Origin of the sequence: Vibrio antiquarius (assembly GCF_000024825.1) — a bacterium.
GTDB classification, from domain to species: Bacteria; Pseudomonadota; Gammaproteobacteria; order Enterobacterales; family Vibrionaceae; genus Vibrio; species Vibrio diabolicus.
In genome coordinates, this window is record NC_013456.1 from 1,924,505 (window position 1) to 1,941,527 (window position 17,023).

General features: G+C 44.5%; 19 protein-coding genes. 14 read left to right on the top strand and 5 right to left on the bottom strand.

The genetic code is table 11. The features are described 5' to 3' along the window. Nucleotides 1-42 precede the first annotated feature (42 nt). The 14 genes from sctW to VEA_RS09225 all read left to right on the top strand — a co-directional run bounded on the left by sctW (nucleotide 43) and on the right by VEA_RS09225 (nucleotide 11,735). On the top strand, nucleotides 43-936 hold the full coding sequence (gene sctW / locus VEA_RS09160; RefSeq protein WP_006741538.1) for a type III secretion system gatekeeper subunit SctW: 894 nt from the start codon (nucleotides 43-45) through the stop codon (nucleotides 934-936). After that, nucleotides 917-1,201, top strand: coding sequence for a TyeA family type III secretion system gatekeeper subunit (locus VEA_RS09165; protein ID WP_012841775.1), 285 nt, complete (start codon nucleotides 917-919; stop codon nucleotides 1,199-1,201). Before sctW ends, VEA_RS09165 begins: the two co-directional genes overlap by 20 nt. Further along, entirely contained in the window at nucleotides 1,188-1,562 is a 375-nt protein-coding gene (gene sycN / locus VEA_RS09170; RefSeq protein ID WP_012841776.1) for a type III secretion chaperone SycN, read from the top strand. The genes VEA_RS09165 and sycN overlap by 14 nt, the downstream gene beginning before the upstream one ends. After that, nucleotides 1,559-1,936 carry a type III secretion system protein VscX gene (gene vscX, locus VEA_RS09175; RefSeq protein ID WP_005377246.1) on the top strand — a complete coding sequence of 126 codons (378 nt, stop codon included), beginning with the start codon at nucleotides 1,559-1,561 and terminating at the stop codon, nucleotides 1,934-1,936. The genes sycN and vscX overlap by 4 nt, the downstream gene beginning before the upstream one ends. A gap of 5 nt (nucleotides 1,937-1,941) precedes the next feature. After that, nucleotides 1,942-2,283 carry a type III secretion system chaperone VscY gene (gene vscY / locus VEA_RS09180; protein ID WP_005395110.1) on the top strand — a complete coding sequence of 114 codons (342 nt, stop codon included), beginning with the start codon at nucleotides 1,942-1,944 and terminating at the stop codon, nucleotides 2,281-2,283. Beyond that, complete coding sequence (gene vcrD, locus VEA_RS09185; protein WP_081442430.1) at nucleotides 2,267-4,393, top strand: SctV family type III secretion system export apparatus subunit VcrD; 2,127 nt, start codon at nucleotides 2,267-2,269, stop codon at nucleotides 4,391-4,393. The genes vscY and vcrD overlap by 17 nt, the downstream gene beginning before the upstream one ends. Further along, nucleotides 4,393-4,806 (top strand): LcrR family type III secretion system chaperone, encoded by a 414-nt coding sequence (locus VEA_RS09190; protein WP_041852952.1) that lies wholly within the window; start codon nucleotides 4,393-4,395, stop codon nucleotides 4,804-4,806. The genes vcrD and VEA_RS09190 overlap by 1 nt, the downstream gene beginning before the upstream one ends. 60 nt (nucleotides 4,807-4,866) lie before the next feature. Next, nucleotides 4,867-5,151, top strand: a complete 285-nt coding sequence (locus VEA_RS09195; RefSeq protein ID WP_005395092.1) for an LcrG family type III secretion system chaperone — start codon at nucleotides 4,867-4,869, stop codon at nucleotides 5,149-5,151. A gap of 10 nt (nucleotides 5,152-5,161) precedes the next feature. After that, entirely contained in the window at nucleotides 5,162-6,985 is a 1,824-nt protein-coding gene (locus VEA_RS09200) for a virulence-associated V antigen (protein WP_006741540.1), read from the top strand. A gap of 11 nt (nucleotides 6,986-6,996) precedes the next feature. Continuing rightward, nucleotides 6,997-7,482 (top strand): SycD/LcrH family type III secretion system chaperone VcrH, encoded by a 486-nt coding sequence (gene vcrH, locus VEA_RS09205; RefSeq protein ID WP_012841779.1) that lies wholly within the window; start codon nucleotides 6,997-6,999, stop codon nucleotides 7,480-7,482. A 7-nt stretch (nucleotides 7,483-7,489) separates the two neighbouring features. Next, on the top strand, nucleotides 7,490-8,689 hold the full coding sequence (gene vopB / locus VEA_RS09210) for a type III secretion system translocon subunit VopB (RefSeq protein WP_006741541.1): 1,200 nt from the start codon (nucleotides 7,490-7,492) through the stop codon (nucleotides 8,687-8,689). A 10-nt stretch (nucleotides 8,690-8,699) separates the two neighbouring features. Next, a complete protein-coding gene (gene vopD, locus VEA_RS09215) occupies nucleotides 8,700-9,704 on the top strand; it encodes a type III secretion system translocon subunit VopD (protein ID WP_006741542.1) in 1,005 nt (334 codons plus the stop codon). 401 nt (nucleotides 9,705-10,105) lie between these two features. Further along, a complete protein-coding gene (locus tag VEA_RS09220; protein ID WP_031780445.1) occupies nucleotides 10,106-10,471 on the top strand; it encodes a hypothetical protein in 366 nt (121 codons plus the stop codon). A gap of 292 nt (nucleotides 10,472-10,763) precedes the next feature. Next, nucleotides 10,764-11,735, top strand: coding sequence for a TAXI family TRAP transporter solute-binding subunit (locus tag VEA_RS09225; protein ID WP_006741544.1), 972 nt, complete (start codon nucleotides 10,764-10,766; stop codon nucleotides 11,733-11,735). A gap of 305 nt (nucleotides 11,736-12,040) precedes the next feature. On the opposite strand, the gene VEA_RS09230 is transcribed toward VEA_RS09225, so the two are convergent. From VEA_RS09230 to VEA_RS09250, 5 genes are all read right to left on the bottom strand, one after another. Continuing rightward, nucleotides 12,041-12,811, bottom strand: a complete 771-nt coding sequence (locus VEA_RS09230; protein ID WP_005395076.1) for a sulfite exporter TauE/SafE family protein — start codon at nucleotides 12,809-12,811, stop codon at nucleotides 12,041-12,043. A gap of 81 nt (nucleotides 12,812-12,892) precedes the next feature. Further along, nucleotides 12,893-13,408, bottom strand: a complete 516-nt coding sequence (locus VEA_RS09235; RefSeq protein ID WP_012841780.1) for a P-loop NTPase family protein — start codon at nucleotides 13,406-13,408, stop codon at nucleotides 12,893-12,895. Nucleotides 13,409-13,685: 277 nt separating this feature from the next. After that, nucleotides 13,686-15,212 carry a tripartite tricarboxylate transporter permease gene (locus VEA_RS09240; protein ID WP_006741545.1) on the bottom strand — a complete coding sequence of 509 codons (1,527 nt, stop codon included), beginning with the start codon at nucleotides 15,210-15,212 and terminating at the stop codon, nucleotides 13,686-13,688. A gap of 19 nt (nucleotides 15,213-15,231) precedes the next feature. Further along, nucleotides 15,232-15,726 carry a tripartite tricarboxylate transporter TctB family protein gene (locus VEA_RS09245; protein ID WP_012841781.1) on the bottom strand — a complete coding sequence of 165 codons (495 nt, stop codon included), beginning with the start codon at nucleotides 15,724-15,726 and terminating at the stop codon, nucleotides 15,232-15,234. A gap of 239 nt (nucleotides 15,727-15,965) precedes the next feature. Then, entirely contained in the window at nucleotides 15,966-16,937 is a 972-nt protein-coding gene (locus VEA_RS09250) for a tripartite tricarboxylate transporter substrate binding protein (protein ID WP_005395072.1), read from the bottom strand. Nucleotides 16,938-17,023 lie beyond the last annotated feature (86 nt).

Consider the following 17,023-nt stretch of genomic DNA (forward strand, 5'->3'; position numbering starts at 1 on the left):
TTCCTATAATTCGCCTGTATTGTACGGAAGGAGTGCAAGTGAATGAGTATTATCAACAATCATATCGCAACAAACCCAAAGTTTGATGCGTCTATCCAAAACGGGTTGGAATCGTCTCGTACCGACGCTTCACGAAAAGGCAATTACCGCGGTGAAACGGTCCGTGTTCACAATGCCACACAATCACTTTTTGATGCGATGGAAGAGCTCACTTCACTCGGTTCCGAAAAAGCAGAAAAAGATTTGACCAAGCGTAAAGTGAAAGATAGTGGCGTTCGAGTTAATGAAGCGCACGAACTCGTTTCTGACTATCTGCGAAAAGTCCCTGATCTTGAAAAGAACCAAAAGATCAAAGATCTGGCTGCAAAAATGGCGGGAGGAAATATCTCGACCATCGCTCAATTGCAAGCTTATTTGAATGGATTTTCAGAGGAGAAAAGCCATCAATACCTTGCGTTAAAAGCCGTTAAAAAGTTTTTGAGTTCGAGCCCAGAAAGTAAACATCTACTAGCGCTGATTGACCAAGCGATTCTGAGAATCGAGCAAAACCCAGATTCTTGGGCTCAAATTGATACGGAAATTCGCGTCTCAAACTTTGCTGATGAGTACAGCCAAGAGCAAGAGTTTAGCTCATTACATCAGCTGCGCGGTTTCTATCGCGATACCGTTCATAGCTATCAAGGGCTCGGCGCCGCTTATCAAGACGTAGTGGCGCGCTTTGGTGAACAGGAGGTATCGACCGCTGTTGACTTTATGCTGCAAGGCATGAGTGCAGATCTTAGTGTTCAAGGCAGCAGTATCGACTCGGTTAAGTTGCAGTGGTTGATGTCCGATATGCAAAAACTCAAAACTCTAAATACGTTGCAAGATCGCGTGAGTCAGCTGTTCCAAATGTTTAAACCGGAAAGGACGAGTTATGGCTTATCAAGTTTCTAATTTGATGGCTGATGTGATTGCGTTGGTAGAGCAGCGATGGGTAAGCAGTGATGAGATTTGGAAAGTCGCCAACGCAATGGAATTGACGGCGGTACAACAAAAAATCGATTTTTTTCGAGAGTTCCACAAGTTAGTTCGCGCGATCCCTATTGATGTATTCGCCGATGAAGAACAACGACAGAATTTAATACAAGCGGTACAAAAGGCGCTAGACGAAGCCATTGATATAGAAGAAGAGGAAGCGTGGGAAGATGAGTTGGATTGATGCATCCGTCAATGAATTTTGCCGAGGAATGGGGCTCGATGCCGTCGATTTCTCATCAGCTGGACGGGTGCAGCTGGATTTTGAGCAAAGCGGTACACTACATATTGAGCGACACGGAGAACAGCTATTCTTGATGTTGTCTCAAGCGTTATCTTGGCATCAAACCAGTGACATCATTCAAAGCGCCCTCAGTTTGTGTCATGCCGATCAAGGCTGGCCTTTCGAAATTAAAACTGGTTTGTTAGATGAGCAAACTTTGGTTTTTTCCGCGAGGTTAAACGGAGAAGAGGTCACGCTTCCGACTTTAGAACAAGCGTTTACGCTTTTGGTTCGTCTACATAACGATGTGGCAACCTCATGACTCGAGTAAGCACTTTAAACGTAGGCATAGAAGCCTTCACGCATGTTACTCATAGTGAGGTTAAGGCCGATTTCCCTGAACGGTTTCAATTACTTCCTGATGGACAGGCGGTCGCTACGCATTTAGAGAAGCTCTATGACCTCAGGCCTTCAGACCAATACCTAATCGCGTTAACCAAGCCAAAATTGTTGCACTCAGAATTGTTGCGTCCAGAAAAGTACCGCCAACAGTTCGATGAAACGTTGGCTCAGTTGCAAGTTCTTGCACAGGATTCAGGCTCCGCTTCTTTTATCAAAGCATCCGAAACGCTACAAAGTACGCAACTTGATCAGCGTTACCTCACTATGGCGCTCAATCTCCTTATCCAGGTCTAACCAACATGTTGAGATCCAAAGACATTGAACTGTTGCTTGTTCACGCTGCACTACAAGTTCAATACCAAAAGCCAGAGCATGCTATCTCTATTCTCGATGCGGTTTTAGAGATAGACCCGCAACACAAAGAGGCGATGCAAACGCTCGCAGTGGCGTGTTTACAAAGTGGTCGATATGCCCGTGCTGTTGAGGTATGTGAGCACTTATTAAAATCCGACCTTAAACCTGATTCGGCAGGACTCTGGTTTTGCTTAAGCCAAGCTCGTTGGAAACAAAATGACGTCGATGGGGCACGCCAAGCGCACCGACGCTATCTGCAATCTTTAAATAGTGAATCACATGAATAAGTTGATCGATATTTTAAACAAGGTAGGGCAACGTAAAGACATTATGCTTGCTGTGATGTTGCTCGCGATCGTCTTTATGATGATATTGCCACTGCCTACCGCGCTGGTGGATGTGCTGATTGGCACCAACATGAGTATTGCGGTGGTGCTGCTTATGTTAGCGATTTACATCACTACGCCGCTTGAGTTCTCAGCGTTTCCCGCGGTGCTACTGATCACGACATTGTTTCGTTTGTCTTTATCCATCACGACAACCCGTTTGATCTTGCTGCAAGGCGATGCTGGTCAAATCGTTTATACCTTCGGTAACTTCGTTGTGGGCGGTAACTTAGTGGTCGGTATCGTTGTGTTCCTGATCATTACCATTGTTCAGTTTATGGTGATCACCAAAGGCTCGGAGAGGGTTGCAGAAGTTAGTGCGCGATTCTCACTTGATGCGATGCCTGGTAAGCAGATGAGTATTGACGGTGACATGCGCGCTGGGGTGATTGACGTACACGAAGCACGGCACCGACGATCACTGATTGAAAAAGAAAGCCAAATGTATGGCTCGATGGATGGCGCGATGAAGTTCGTTAAAGGCGACTCCATTGCTGGTTTGGTCATCATTGTGGTCAACATCTTAGGTGGCGTCACGATCGGGGTAACGCAAAAAGGCATGAGTGCTTCTGAAGCGCTTGAGCTGTTTGCGATTTTGACCGTTGGCGATGGTTTGGTGTCGCAAATTCCGGCTCTGTTTATCGCGATTACGGCTGGTATTATCGTGACGCGTGTTTCTCATGAAGACTCTTCTGATCTTGGTTCGGACATTGGTGGGCAGGTCATTGCTCAGCCACGTGCGCTTCTTATTGGCGGTGTGCTTTTGGTGCTCTTCGCACTGATTCCTGGTTTTCCAAAAATTACTTTTCTGGTCTTGGCCACAGTGGTTGGTGGTGGTGGTTTCTTCCTTTTCTATCAACAGAAAAAACAGGCTGCATCAGATACTACCGACTTATCAAGCTTTGTTTCGCAAGGGGCGGGTTCACCAGCAGCGAAGCCAAGCAAACCAACCCCATCTAGAAACAGTAAAGGCAAATTAGGTGAGCAAGAAGAGTTCGCCATGACGGTCCCACTCTTAATTGATCTTGACGCGAGCCTTCAGGAAAGCTTGGAAGCGGTCGCATTGAATGAAGAGCTAGCAAGGGTGAGGCGCGCACTATATCTCGACCTCGGCGTGCCTTTCCCGGGTATCCACCTGCGTTTTAACGAGGGGATGCAAAATGGCGAATATTTAATTCAGTTACAAGAAGTTCCGGTTGCACGAGGACGAATTGTAAAAGACCAACTTTTGGTGACAGAAGGGAATGAGCAGATCGACTTATTAGGCGTGCCTTATGAGCAAGATGAAGATTTTCTACCCGGTATTTCTAGCATTTGGGTGGCACAAAGTTACGAGCAAAAACTCACCACTAGCCATGTCGGCTTTCTCACACCCGACAGAATTTTAACGTACCACTTGTCTCATGTTCTCAAGGAGTACGCACAAGACTTTATTGGTATTCAGGAGACGCGTTATCTGTTGGAGCAGATGGAAGGTAGTTATTCGGAGCTAGTTAAAGAGGCCCAGCGCATTGTCCCGTTACAAAAAATGACGGAAATCTTGCAACGCTTGGTTTCTGAAGACATTTCCATCCGAAACCTTCGCGTGATCTTGGAAGCCATGGTTGAGTGGGGCCAAAAAGAGAAAGATGTTGTACAGCTGACGGAGTACATTCGTTCCAGCTTAAAACGTTACATTTGCTACAAATACGCGAGTGGACAAAACATGTTGCCCGCTTACTTATTGGATCAAAGTCTCGAAGACACAATACGCAGCGGTATTCGTCAAACCTCTGCAGGAAGTTATTTAGCGTTAGACCCGTCTGTAACTCAACAATTTGTGAGTGATGTGAAACAGACCATCGGTGATTTAAGCCGCATGCCGAATAAGCCTGTGTTAGTTGTGTCTATGGATGTACGCCGATATGTGCGAAAGCTTATTGAATCGGAATACTACGATCTGCCCGTTTTGTCATTTCAAGAATTAACCCAGCAAATCAATATTCAGCCACTTGGAAGGGTGGGGATGTAATGAAAACAAAACTAATGCTCTCGCTTGCGCAAGCGGGGATCGAAGTGACGCCATACTTTTGGCAAAAAAGTGAAATTCAACTTGGTTATCGAATTGAAGTTGAGGGCTTAGAGCTCGTTTTTCGTGTGGAGGACGGAGAAATCATCATCGTTCTTTTGAAACGTGTGCATCCAAACCTAGGGTTGAGTAACCCCTTTGCCGGCTTATTTCTCTTAGCTGAGCATGCTATTCAACTTTATCCCTCCGATTGGGTCATTCGCGGAAACGTTGATGTATTACGTGGTAGCAACATGAGCAGCCAGCGATTAGCACAGTTCTATCTAAAAGCATGCGGTGCAAGCCATGATGAGCTAGACGACTGGTACTGTTTACGCCTAGCAGATTATAGACCTTTGAAAAAGTTGAAAAAGTAAAAACTCACGACTGTTACTGACAGCACCGATGAGATGACCCGCTTTAAGATAGGAATCAAGATGAAGCAACCGTTTACCGATGCGATTGAGAACGCTGAGCTTGCCATTAGAAAAGCTGAAGACAGAACCGATATTTTTAACGAGCTATTGGAAGGCTTAGGTGTTGGTCCTGTTGCGGGTGATGTTTTACTTGGCGGCATAAAAGCGCCAGTAGATACCATGAAACGTGCAGAGCAAGAGCTAATAGACGAAGTCCAGCGCCGCCGGCAACAACAAAATCAGCTACAAGGTACGTCAGGTAAACGCAGAAAGCGTCCCACAGTGATGCGCGGCATGATGATTTAGAGGTTTGGAAATGACGAATATGAAAACGACTGGCTCTACGACAGGAGCAACAGACACAGCTGCGAGTAGTGCACCATTACCCACTTTCCAACAAAACTTGAAAGAGGCATTTACCCCTGTACTGGGTGAAGCAGAGACTCAGCAACTTGCCTCTCTAATCTCTTCATTGCCAACTATCTCGGGACAAACGGAATCACAAAGCATCGCGCTTTATGTTGATACACTTGAAAACCTAAAAGCAAAAAATAACGGGTTTGCTAATATATCATTGACCGACACCGCATCTGTTTGGATAAAGTCGCTACAAAGTGCTAACTCAGATGGCGAATTAACCGCAGCCGAGTTCAATGCTCAAACAAACCAAACACTATCAAATCAGTTTCAGTCTTGGTTTAGTAAGTTACTGACGGAAAACGTAGATAGCTCGTTATCTACGGAGTTTGTTAGTCAATTTAATTTGGGCACTCAGAGTAACCAAGCGGAGCAGATCGCCAACCTCTCCGAGACAGGTCTGGCTAATGCCACCAAAGAAATATCTCTTTTTGTTGCAGAGCTTGCTAATCAAATGGGCTCCCGTGAAGTGAGAGATGCTTCTATTTCTTTTCTTCGCAATGCCTTTAGTAGCTTAGGTTCCGTTAATCTCGCGCAACTGAAGAGCTCGGATTTCCTGTTGACTAAAGAGAGTTTCGCTCTTCAAGTCTCAGCTCAATTAAAAAGTAGTTTTCAAGGCATCGGTATTACTTTAAGCACCGATGACGCAAGTGCGCTAGCTAACAGAATTACCTGGACTCCTGGTATTTCTAAACAGCAGCTTAAAGAAGCGTTAGATGAAATGGCCGTTCAAGTGAAAGGCCAATATAGCGCAGCTTATGGGGATGCGGCTGGAACGAAAAATCTTAAAGCGGCACTTAACACTGTCATTGGTGGAACCGAACCTTTGACGCTTTCTGGCTTGTTCGCCAACTTCGCCGTGAGTTTAACAAAGATAGAAATCGACAACTTTTACCAAGATAGCGCGATAGCCGATGTCCAAAAGATACAAATAACGGCAGCTCAAGTTAATTTAATCAAAGAAAACACCGAACGAGACATCCGATTACAGTTTGAAAAAATAGTAAAAGGTGAATCTACCGGGGCTTCATTTACTGAGCGATACGAGGCATTGCGCAAGAACTTAGGGGCATTGAAAGAGCGTCTACTCAATATCACCGACAAAGAGAAAGCGGATCGCGAGGTGAGAGCAGAGCACTCTCTAACGGCTCGTGATTTGTTGGCCGTTGTTGAATCTAGCATTGGAGATCGTTTTGATGAGCAAGTGCTGCTTGCACTAAATGAGCGTCGCGTAAATCGCCTAGAAAAACGTAACGAGCAAAAGGAAGCACTGCAAGATTTAACCGTGCAACTAAAAATCTTTGGTGTTGTTCAGTCGAAAATTCACTCTACGCAAAGTGTTGATGGAGTTTATAAACCGGGAGATCCAGAAAGTAACTTCAAAGCGAGTGACTTTAACTACAGCAATCAAACGGATTTCGAAGCTTCACCTGAGTACAAGTATTTGACGGATAATAAGATAACAAACCATCGAGACTTCCTTCAAAAACAAGGTATTACTATCGGTGATGGTGCGTCGTACCAAGACGAAGAGAAGTCGAAAAAACTGTCTAATTTTTCTAGTTCTGTCAGTGCTAAATCCAAGTTGCTTAACGATGAAGTGCAAATCAAAACCACTGAGCTGAACGACACCAGTTCCCAATACAACTCGACCGTTGAAGCAATGAACAAATTTGTTCAGAAGTACCACAGTATTTTACAAGAAATCCTACGAGCCATTTAAGGATAACAACCATGACTAAACAAAACGCGACCGATCCATCTCAAATGCAAGCAGAAGAACTGCTGTCTTTTTTGGAAGAGGGAGGCACGCTAAAAATGTTGCACGATGTGTCTCAGAACACCATCGAACACATTTATGCCGTAGGTTACAACTTTTTCCAGTCGGGAAAGATTGAGCAAGCAGCGAAAGTATTTCAATTACTCAGCATGCTTGATCATTATCAGGCGCGATTTTTCATTGGCCTTGGCGCGGCTCGTCAGGAGTTGGGTGAGTATCTGCAGGCAATAGACGCCTACAGCTACGCAGCGCTAGTGGACGTAAATGATCCACGCCCACCTTTTCACTCTGCTGAATGTCACCTGAAACTGGAACAACTGACAGAAGCAGAGAGTGGGTTTTACAGCGCGAAGGAGATGTCTGCCGGAAAATCACAATATGCAGATTTGCATGAGCGTGCAGGCATCATGTTAGAAGCGGTGAGAAATAAAAAGGAGTAATTAGACTATGAGTTCTATTGCACTTGACCGCATCCAGACGCAGGTTTATAGCCCTGAATCTGGCCAAACCACGTTAGATAACGTGCAGAAAACGGCGTCTACAGCGACGCCTTCTGTGACGGTAGAAAACGTGAAGAGTAAAGATGCAGATGTACTGAACACTGGAAAAGTGAAAGTTCAGTTAGATGCACCTAACGCAGCTGTTAGCGACAAAGTGAATGATTTGACGCTAAAAGCCATGGCACAGCTGCAAAAGATCGTCGATACCATTGCAAAATCTCTCCATGCAGTTGCAGATCAAACAGGTTCGATTGCAGTCAAAATCATCGCAGGTTCTGCTGATGATTTTGAAGTAGAGCTTGCTGCTATCACGGATAAACTGAAAAGTGCTCAAAACGAGCTGAAAATTCAGGAAGTGAAGGTCGCAAAAGCTAAGCACGAAAAAGAGATGGTGGAAAACCAAGACAAAATCAAAGAATCGGAAGCCGCTGCAAAAGAAGCCCAAAAATCAGGCTTAGCAGCGAAGATCTTTGGTTGGATCAGTGCGGTGGTTTCTATTGTTGTTGGTGCCGTAATGGTGGCAACGGGTGTTGGTGCAGCAGCTGGTGCTCTTATGATCGCTGGTGGCGTCATGGGAGCAGTGAGCATGGCGCTGCAAGAGCCAGCCGTTCAAGATGCGCTAAAAGAAGCGGGCGTAAATGTCGATGTGCTAAACAAAGTCGTAATGGCATTAGAAATCGCAGTCGCGGTTATCGGAGCTGTTGTGACGTTTGGTGGTGCAGCAGCTGGCGGTATCGCGAAACTTGCAGCAAAAGGTGCTGGCAAGATAGCTCAAAAGGTCACAGAAATCGCTACGAAAACAGCTGCAAATATGGCGAAAGTGGCGGACATGGGCTCAAAAGCCGCGACAACGACCGCAAAAGCGATTCGTTACGGAGCAGAAACTGTCGATATTGCCGTCAACGTAGGTAAAGGCGCTACGGACAGTGTTCATGCCGCTAACAATGCTCACGTAACTGAGATTCAGGCAGATATCACGGACCTTCGCGCCAAAATGACCTTAAGCCAGGCCGTCATCGACAAGCTTAAAGAAGAAATTGGCAAGTTGATGGAAGATTTCCAAGAGCTGATGAGCGTCATCATGCAAATGATCCAAGCGAAAAGTGAAACCATGCAAACGGTGTTAAGCCGTCCTGCAACGGTATAAGGAGTTTATTATGCTAGATAAAGTAGGCGGAACGGGACGCGGCGAACTGTATGGTTTAGGCGATACCATTAAAACCAACAAAGCAGAAAAAGCGCCGGAAACAAAGCTTGAAGCAGGCGCCGTTAAAAGCCAAAGTGAGCCAGGTGTTTCTGGTGCAGCACGCTACCAGTTAGAGACGCCTAAAGCTCCTACAGTGAGTAACCAAGCTCAAGTTGTTGCAAACCTAATGAGCGCTCTTGCACCGACGGTGAGCTCATTAATGAGCACAACGATGAAAGCGCTTAACGGTGAGGAGGTGATCAAGTCACCATCAGATGCGGTATCACAATCGTTGACGCTATTAACATTGTTGTATCAAGTATCAAAGCTGAGCCGTGAGCAGCAAGTGCTACAACGTGAAATTGCTGTTGAAGCAAACGTCGCGAGTTTAGAAAGCCAAGCGGCAGAACTAAACAACTCGGCAAGTGCGATGATCGCGATGGCAGTCGTTTCGGGTGTATTAGCGGGTGCTACCGCAATTATTGGTGCCCTTGGTTCTTTCAAAGCAGGGAAAGAAATCAAGAATGAAATGGCGAGCAATAATGTACTGAAAACGCAAAAAGCTGGCTTCGATCAAGCAGAAGAGTTATTGAATAACAATAGCTTGTCTAAAACTCAGCAAGATCAGGTTAAGCGTGCGCACTCACTAGCGAAAGACAATATCGCAGACACGACAGCGCAGCTGACAAGTGGTGGCCGTAAGTTCGATAAGTTGATGAGCTCAAACCAAGCGAAGAACGCTATTCTTCAAGCTTTGGGCCAGATGGCAAACTCAGCATCGAATGTAGAGCAAACCAAAGCGCAAGCGCGCAGCAAAGATGATGAAGTACAAGCGACTCGCGCACAAGCAGCCAAACAGAAAGCCGATGAAAACATTGGTTTCCAAGAAGGTTTATTGAAAGAGCTACGTGACTTGTTCCGTTCTATCTCAGATAGTCAGAACCAAGCGTGGCGAGCGTCAGTCCCAACGGTGTAACCGTCCATCTCATTAACTACAAAGCGTTGTTTATACAACGCTTTTTTTGTTTCAGTTATCTAAGCTAACAACTAGATATTGATACTTACTGAGGAATTGGTTTGTAACACAATATAACGTAGTTAAACATTTACTCTATCCCGCTTCCTTAGTAATCATCAATGATCTGATCATCATGCTAAAAGAGATTTATCTTGCATAGAAGTTGTTGTTTTTGTTGAACTCAGCTCAAAGTTATCACTCCATAGTGGCTTTGTTGCATAAAATTGAGTTAGAGTGTCATTATTACTCACAAAAAGTGTTTTTTGTAGTGGAAGTACTTAAAAAGAAAATATGGCGGTTCGACTGGTGAGTATTTGGGAACAGAATTATATAAAACTCAACTTAATAAGTAGTCGAAGATGGAAGATATCAGTTTAGCATCAGATTTAGTTATTTATCTGACTACGGTTGGAATTTTAGGTATATTCACTTGGGTTTTGTTTGTTATTTATTTGAAATCCAACTGGTTGAAGTATCTTGAAGATACTCTTGATAATGGAGTCCGATACTACACTCTGAATATATTCTTATCAGGTCAAGGTGTCCTACAATATGGCACTGTCTTTCTGAGCAAGTTTCATGCGAAACGGTATAAAATGCTAGAGAAGAGAGATAAAGTTCCAAAGCATATTAAACGATTATTTGTTCTCTCTTTCGTCTTGTTTATTTCAAGTGCCTCATGTCTTTTGTCTGGAGTTATAATTCATCATATTTATATAGAATAAAGGTTGTTTAACAAGATTATTGTAATTGACCTGATTGTTTCTATTTAATAGATAATTTCGAATAGATATGTCTGTCTAAACATTTCATAAATGAAAAATTTTAAAAATATTTAATTTTCTATGCGATACGGGTTGCGCTTACATCTTATATAGAGCCTTGTATGATGGCAGAATATGCTGATAAAAATGGTGATTGCTAAGCCAATCTGCAAGGATGAGAACTCAAACGTTATCAAATTGTTAACGGTTGCTATACTTAAACGGTCATCAACACAGGTAAAAAGGATGTTCAATGTTTAAGTTTAAGCAAATCGCACTTGCTGCTTCTTTAGCGGCACTCACAACTGGCTTTTCTGCGTCTGCGGAAGAAACGTTTGTCACGATTGGTACTGGTGGCGTAACAGGGGTTTATTATCCGACTGGTGGAGCAATTTGTCGCTTGGTTAACAAATCGCGAGAAGATCACGGTATCCGTTGTTCGGTAGAAAGTACTGGGGGATCGATTTATAACATCAACACTATTCGTGCTGGTGAATTGGATCTCGGTATCGCTCAATCAGACTGGCAGTATCATGCTTACAAAGGAACCAGTAAGTTTAAGGAAAGCGGGCCTTTTAAAGAACTACGCGCCGTATTCTCCGTTCATCCAGAACCGTTCACTGTCGTTGCACGTAAAGACGCGAACATCAAAACTTTTGATGATTTGAAAGGTAAGCGCGTCAACATTGGTAACCCTGGCTCAGGTCAACGAGGCACCATGGAAGTGTTAATGAGCCAGTATGGCTGGAGTAACGATGACTTTAAGCTTGTGTCTGAGTTAAAAGCAGCAGAGCAATCAAAAGCACTTTGTGATAACAAAATTGATGCGATGATTTATACCGTTGGTCACCCAAGTGGAGCGATTAAAGAAGCCACTACGTCGTGTGATAGTAATATCGTAACGGTAGCTGGACCTAATGTAGAAAAATTGGTTGCAGACAATAGCTTTTATCGTGTCGCAAATGTACCGGGTGGTATGTATCGTGGCACAGATAGTGATGTTCAAACCTTTGGTGTTGGTGCGACGTTTGTTTCCTCTACTGCGGTACCAGAAGATGTGGTTTATAACGTGGTCAAAGCGGTATTTGAAAACTTCGATGATTTCCGCCGTCTCCACCCAGCGTTTGCGAACTTGAAGAAAGAGGAAATGGTAAAAGACGGTTTATCTGCGCCTCTTCACCCAGGTGCGCTCAAATACTACAAAGAAGTAGGGCTGATTAAGTAACCGTTACTTTCTCTTATTATTGATGTAGAACGCCATCTTTCGCGACTAATGCCACTCGTTTAACAGCGAGTGGCATATTTCTATCTCTCGTCATCCTGTACAGCGACGGAGGAGCGTGATACAGGATCTTCTATCCGAGCCCTTTATGGTCAAAATTGTTTCATTAGCCGCTCAGCGTATTGCTATTAGATCCCTAGTCACGCCAAGGCTCGCTGTAATGACACAAAAACCTCGTTCAGCGATCAGCATTAATCATTCGCGATGGCGTTTTTTATAGGAGTGTTATCTACATGTGCAAGTTTTACTTAAGCATAAACATCAATGAAAAAGTAGATAGTGATGAGAATAGAAGAAAGAGCAACAAACCCTTTAACATGATTGGGATTAAGTTGACGAGATACACGAGCTGCAAGATAACCACCCACCAACGTACCGACCAAAACAACGCTACCTGTGCGCCAGTCAATGGAACCATTCGCAACAAAAATCACGATAGCAATGAGTGAAACACACGTAGATACCAGCAATTTCAAACCGTTCATTAAATTAATGTCTTGGTGACCCGCTACTACCAGATAACTCAGAACAATAACCCCTAAACCTGCGTTGAAAAAACCACCGTAAGCAGAGACACCAACAAGTAATAGACCCAAAGCGATTGCTCCGAGTATTCCTGCGTGTTTGTGCTCTTTCGCGACAGTTTTGATAAGCATTGTTAAACGAGAACCAGTCAAGAAAAGCACGGTGGCAAACAAGAGTAGCCAAGGAATGGCTTCCAAAAATAGCGATTCTGGTGTGTTGAGCAGCAGATATGCTCCGACAGCGCCACCTACTAAACTGAATGAGACTGTGAACAACAGTTCTTGCTTGTTCTTCATGATCTCTTCTCTGAAGCCAACGGCTCCGCTAATGTACCCTGCACATGAAGCATAAGTATTTGTTGCGTTGGCCATAATTGGAGGCACACCAACCGCCAATAGGGCCGGAAAAGTAATAAAGCTTCCGCCTCCCGCAATGGAGTTAATGATCCCACCAACTACGCCGGCAACGAATAAAAGCGCTAGTTCTAAAAGCATAAACAATCCTTGTTATGTTCTTTTTCATTGTTAGAGCTTTAGATGGCCCATCCCACATGCTCTAGTGTTCTGATATGAAGTTTACTTTACCCGCTCTAAAACAAAATTGTTCAGTTCTGTGACGTTTTTGATGACATGAACGGTTTTACTTTGAGAGTACCCTTCGAGACGAGACATGAAGTCATCATTCCAGAATGCAGGGCATTGCTGAAGAACTTTGTAGCTTTGTAACGTTCCTTTCAATACCGAACTGCCATCAGGCCAACCTTCGGGTTTAATGAATAGTCCTTTAAGGAGACGTTTCGTCACAAACCAATAGCTTACGGAGTATGGTAGATCAATATAAACGAGAGTATCGGCTGCATCTAAACGAGCATTAAAAGAGCTGATAGGCCCCAGACCATCTATAATCCAACGATCTGAGTGAAGTATATTGCTATGTGCTTCATCAAAAACGTTACGCTCAACGGGCTCACCGTTTGGTTTATAGACTATGGAATCTAATTGATGAAGAGGGAGATCGGTAGCAGACGCGATTGCTTTACTTACCGTCGATTTTCCGCTGCCGGGCTTACCAAAAACCGCTATTTTTTGCATGTGAACGCCTCCAAGAGAATATTCCCCATACGGCAGAGACAGAAAACCCACCGCTATGGGTGGGTTCGATAAATATTGAGCGCATCAAATATCCCACCATTCCTATGGAATGATGATAATTCGTTGGTTAAGTTGCGCTAAGTGTGTATTCATGCAACTACTCTTATATATAGGCGATGACTTGTCAATATTGTTTTGCTTAATAAGTGAACGATTTGATAGGAGAAAGAAAAGCCATCGCGATGGATGGCTTTATCTAGGTTGAAAGAGACAGCTATTACTGCTCAACGCTCACTGGCTGTGCTTTAAACTTTTGAATCAGCTTTACGATTAGTGGACTTGCCAGTACCAATACGGCTAAAACAGTAAAGGTAAGGGTAATAGGGCGCTCCCATAGGAAACTCAATTCGCCGTCTGAAATCATTAATGCGCGGCGTAAGTTCTCTTCCATTAATCCCCCAAGGATGAAACCCAGCAATAAAGGCGCAAGTGGGAAGTTAGCGAGTCGAAGTGCAATGGCAGCCATAGCGACAATCAGCATCACGAACACATCCATGGTATTGAATGAGACCAAATAAACTCCGGTGATTGAGAAGAATAAAATCATCGGCAGAAGTACCGTTCTTGGAACCGCCAAAAGCTTTGAAATGTACGGAATCAACGGTAAGTTCAGGATCACGAGTACGATGTTGCCGAAGTACATGGAAATGATCACCGACCAGAACACATCTGGATGTTCAACAAACAGGCGAGGGCCTGGCTGAATACCGTAAGCGATCAGCGCGCCGAGCATTATTGCTGTTGTACCAGACCCCGGAATGCCAAGCGTTAGCAGCGGTACAAATGAACCACTAGAGGCTGCATTGTTCGCTGATTCTGGCGCGACCAAACCACGGATACTGCCTTTACCGAACTCTTCCTTTTTCTCTTTAGGTGCGAGGTTGCGCTCCATACCATAGCTTAAAAAAGCAGCAATGGTTGCTCCTGCGCCAGGAAGAACGCCAGTGAAGAAACCTAATATTGAAGAGCGAATTGAAACAGGCGCAACATCTTTGATTTCTTCCTTCGTCACTTTCATTGAGCCAATGTTACTCAGCTTTTCCTGTTCTTCATCGCTGGTGTCTTTTGATGGTTTAAGAATGCCCATCAATGTTTCACCCAGTGCGAATGTCGCCATTGCAAGCAACAAGAAGCTAAAGCCATCCATTAAATCCGTCAAACCGAAGGTAAAGCGTTCAACGCCTACGCCTTTATCGATACCAACTGTAGATAGCATCAAACCAAGAATGGTCATCATCCACGCTTTGATGACCTGACCTTTCCCAGCAAAAGCTGCGACTGCTGATAACCCAAGTAGCATCAACGCAAAATAGTCCGACGATTGGAAGCTAAGTGAAACGCTAGCCAATGCTGGTGCTGCGACAAGCAACATAATGGCAGATAGCGTACCGCCAGTGAAAGACGAATAAGCTGCCAAAGCTAATGCTTTACCTGCTTGGCCTTTTTGAGCCATCGGGTAGCCGTCGAATGCTGTCACCACGGTTGAAGAACAACCCGGCGCGTTAATTAAAATCGACGATGTAGAACCACCAAATACCGCACCGTAATAAACACCCGCCATCAAAATAAGGCCAGAAGAGGGCTCTAGGCCATAAGTAACTGGGATCATCAAAGCAATGGCTGAGATCGGCCCAAGCCCAGGTAACATGCCGATAAATGTACCGACGAAACAACCAACGATCACCATCATGATGTTCATTGGCATTACTGCAGTGGATAAACCTTGTAGAATTCCATCTAACATAATTCAGTCCTTTCTTTGACTACCAGATGGTGAAAATCAAACCCGGTTCGAGATAGATGTCCAAACCTTGAGTGAGTAATAAATAGAACGCGATCACGAATGGAAACGACGCGCCGAACAGAACGGGTTTACGTCTTTCCCCCAGCAGATAAAAGCCAGCCAATAAAAAGAAGCCAGTAGCTATAACAAAGCCTAGGTAAGTCAGGCCTACGCCGTAAAGCGCCATCAAAACCAAGAAAGCGATCAGTAACTTCCAATTAAAGTTCAGCACCGCGCCACTTTGTTTATCTGGTTGTCCTGTTACCAGCAATAACAAAGAAAGGCCTGCACCAACGTAAGTCAGGATGGTTGGCAAAGTACGTGCGGTGAACGGTTCGTATTCATCACCAGGGAACAATGGAATTTGTGAGGTTTGATAACCGTAGCAAAGACAGAATAGTAGAAAGATCATTGCGCCGACACGGTCACGACAGAGCAAATATTCTTTGGTGAAAAAGTTGGTTGAACGAGACATATTCAACTCCTAACAAAAATAAAAAAGACCGCATATGGACGTTAATGAATAAACTAAACCATTAACAATTAAGCATTTCGCTGCTAGTCGAGCTGCTTTGGGTATATAAACAAAGGAGTGTGCATGCCGATTGTCGACAATATCCATATACGGTGAAACTTAGAGTGCAAATACAGTTGGGGAAATACCAACCCCACGTTATTGGGTGAGGTTGGAATCTGAGGGACCCAGTTCGACTGTTACTTTAGGAATCCTAACTCGCGCATTAAGTCACCCATTTGCTGCTCTTGCTCTTCAAGGAACGCGAAGAATGCTTTATCCGCTTTATAGTTGTCGATCCAACCATTGCGGTCACGGACGACTTGCCATTCGTCAGTGTTGTACATTTTGGTAAATGCTGCATTCCATTCATCCAGCTTTTCTTGGCTAGTACCTGGTGCAGCAAAGAATCCACGCCAGTTAGCGAAGACAGTTTCGTTACCATATTCTGTTAGCGTAGGGATGTTTGGTGCAGCTTCTAGGCGTTTTGGTGCAGTTACCGCTAGCACTTTGACTTGACCAGATTTTGACATCTCCAGTACTTCACCTAGGCCCGTAGAGAGCAGTTGAGTTTCGCCTGAAAGAAGGGCTGCCATGGCTTTACCGCCCGCATCGTAAGCGATGTAACGCACTTTACGCGCATCAAATCCTTCGCCTTTAAATGCGGCGGCAACGACGAGGTGGTCCATCGAGCCACGAGCAGAGCCACCTGCAATTTTCACTTTGCGAGGGTTAGATTCAAATGCTTTTACTACGTCTTCCCAAGAATTGTATGGCGAATCAACAGAGGCTACGATGGCACCGTAATCCGCAATGGTGGCTGCAACGGGAGTGAGATCTCTAAAGGATTGAGGGAAAATACCTGTTAGAGAGCGAACGACGATCGGTGTTGAATTCACCATCAGCGTATCTTCTTGGCGATCTGCCGTTTCAATCAAGTGCGCAATGGCTTTACCGCCGCCGCCACCAGAAAGGTTTTGGAAAGATACCGTCTCAACGATGTCTGATTTGAGTAGCACATCACCTGTACCTCGTGCGGTCATGTCCCAGCCGCCACCGGCACCTCCAGGGATCAAGAAATGCATTTTTTCTACATCAGCAGCAAAAGCGTTAAATGAAAATGAAGCTGCGATGATCGATGCGGCGAGCGTTGGTTTGATTACCTTTAACATGTTCACGTTCCTTATGTTGATGACTCTATTTTTTGATGAGTCTTATTTTTGTTTCAGCTTTTAACTCGAACTGGATGCTGATGTAT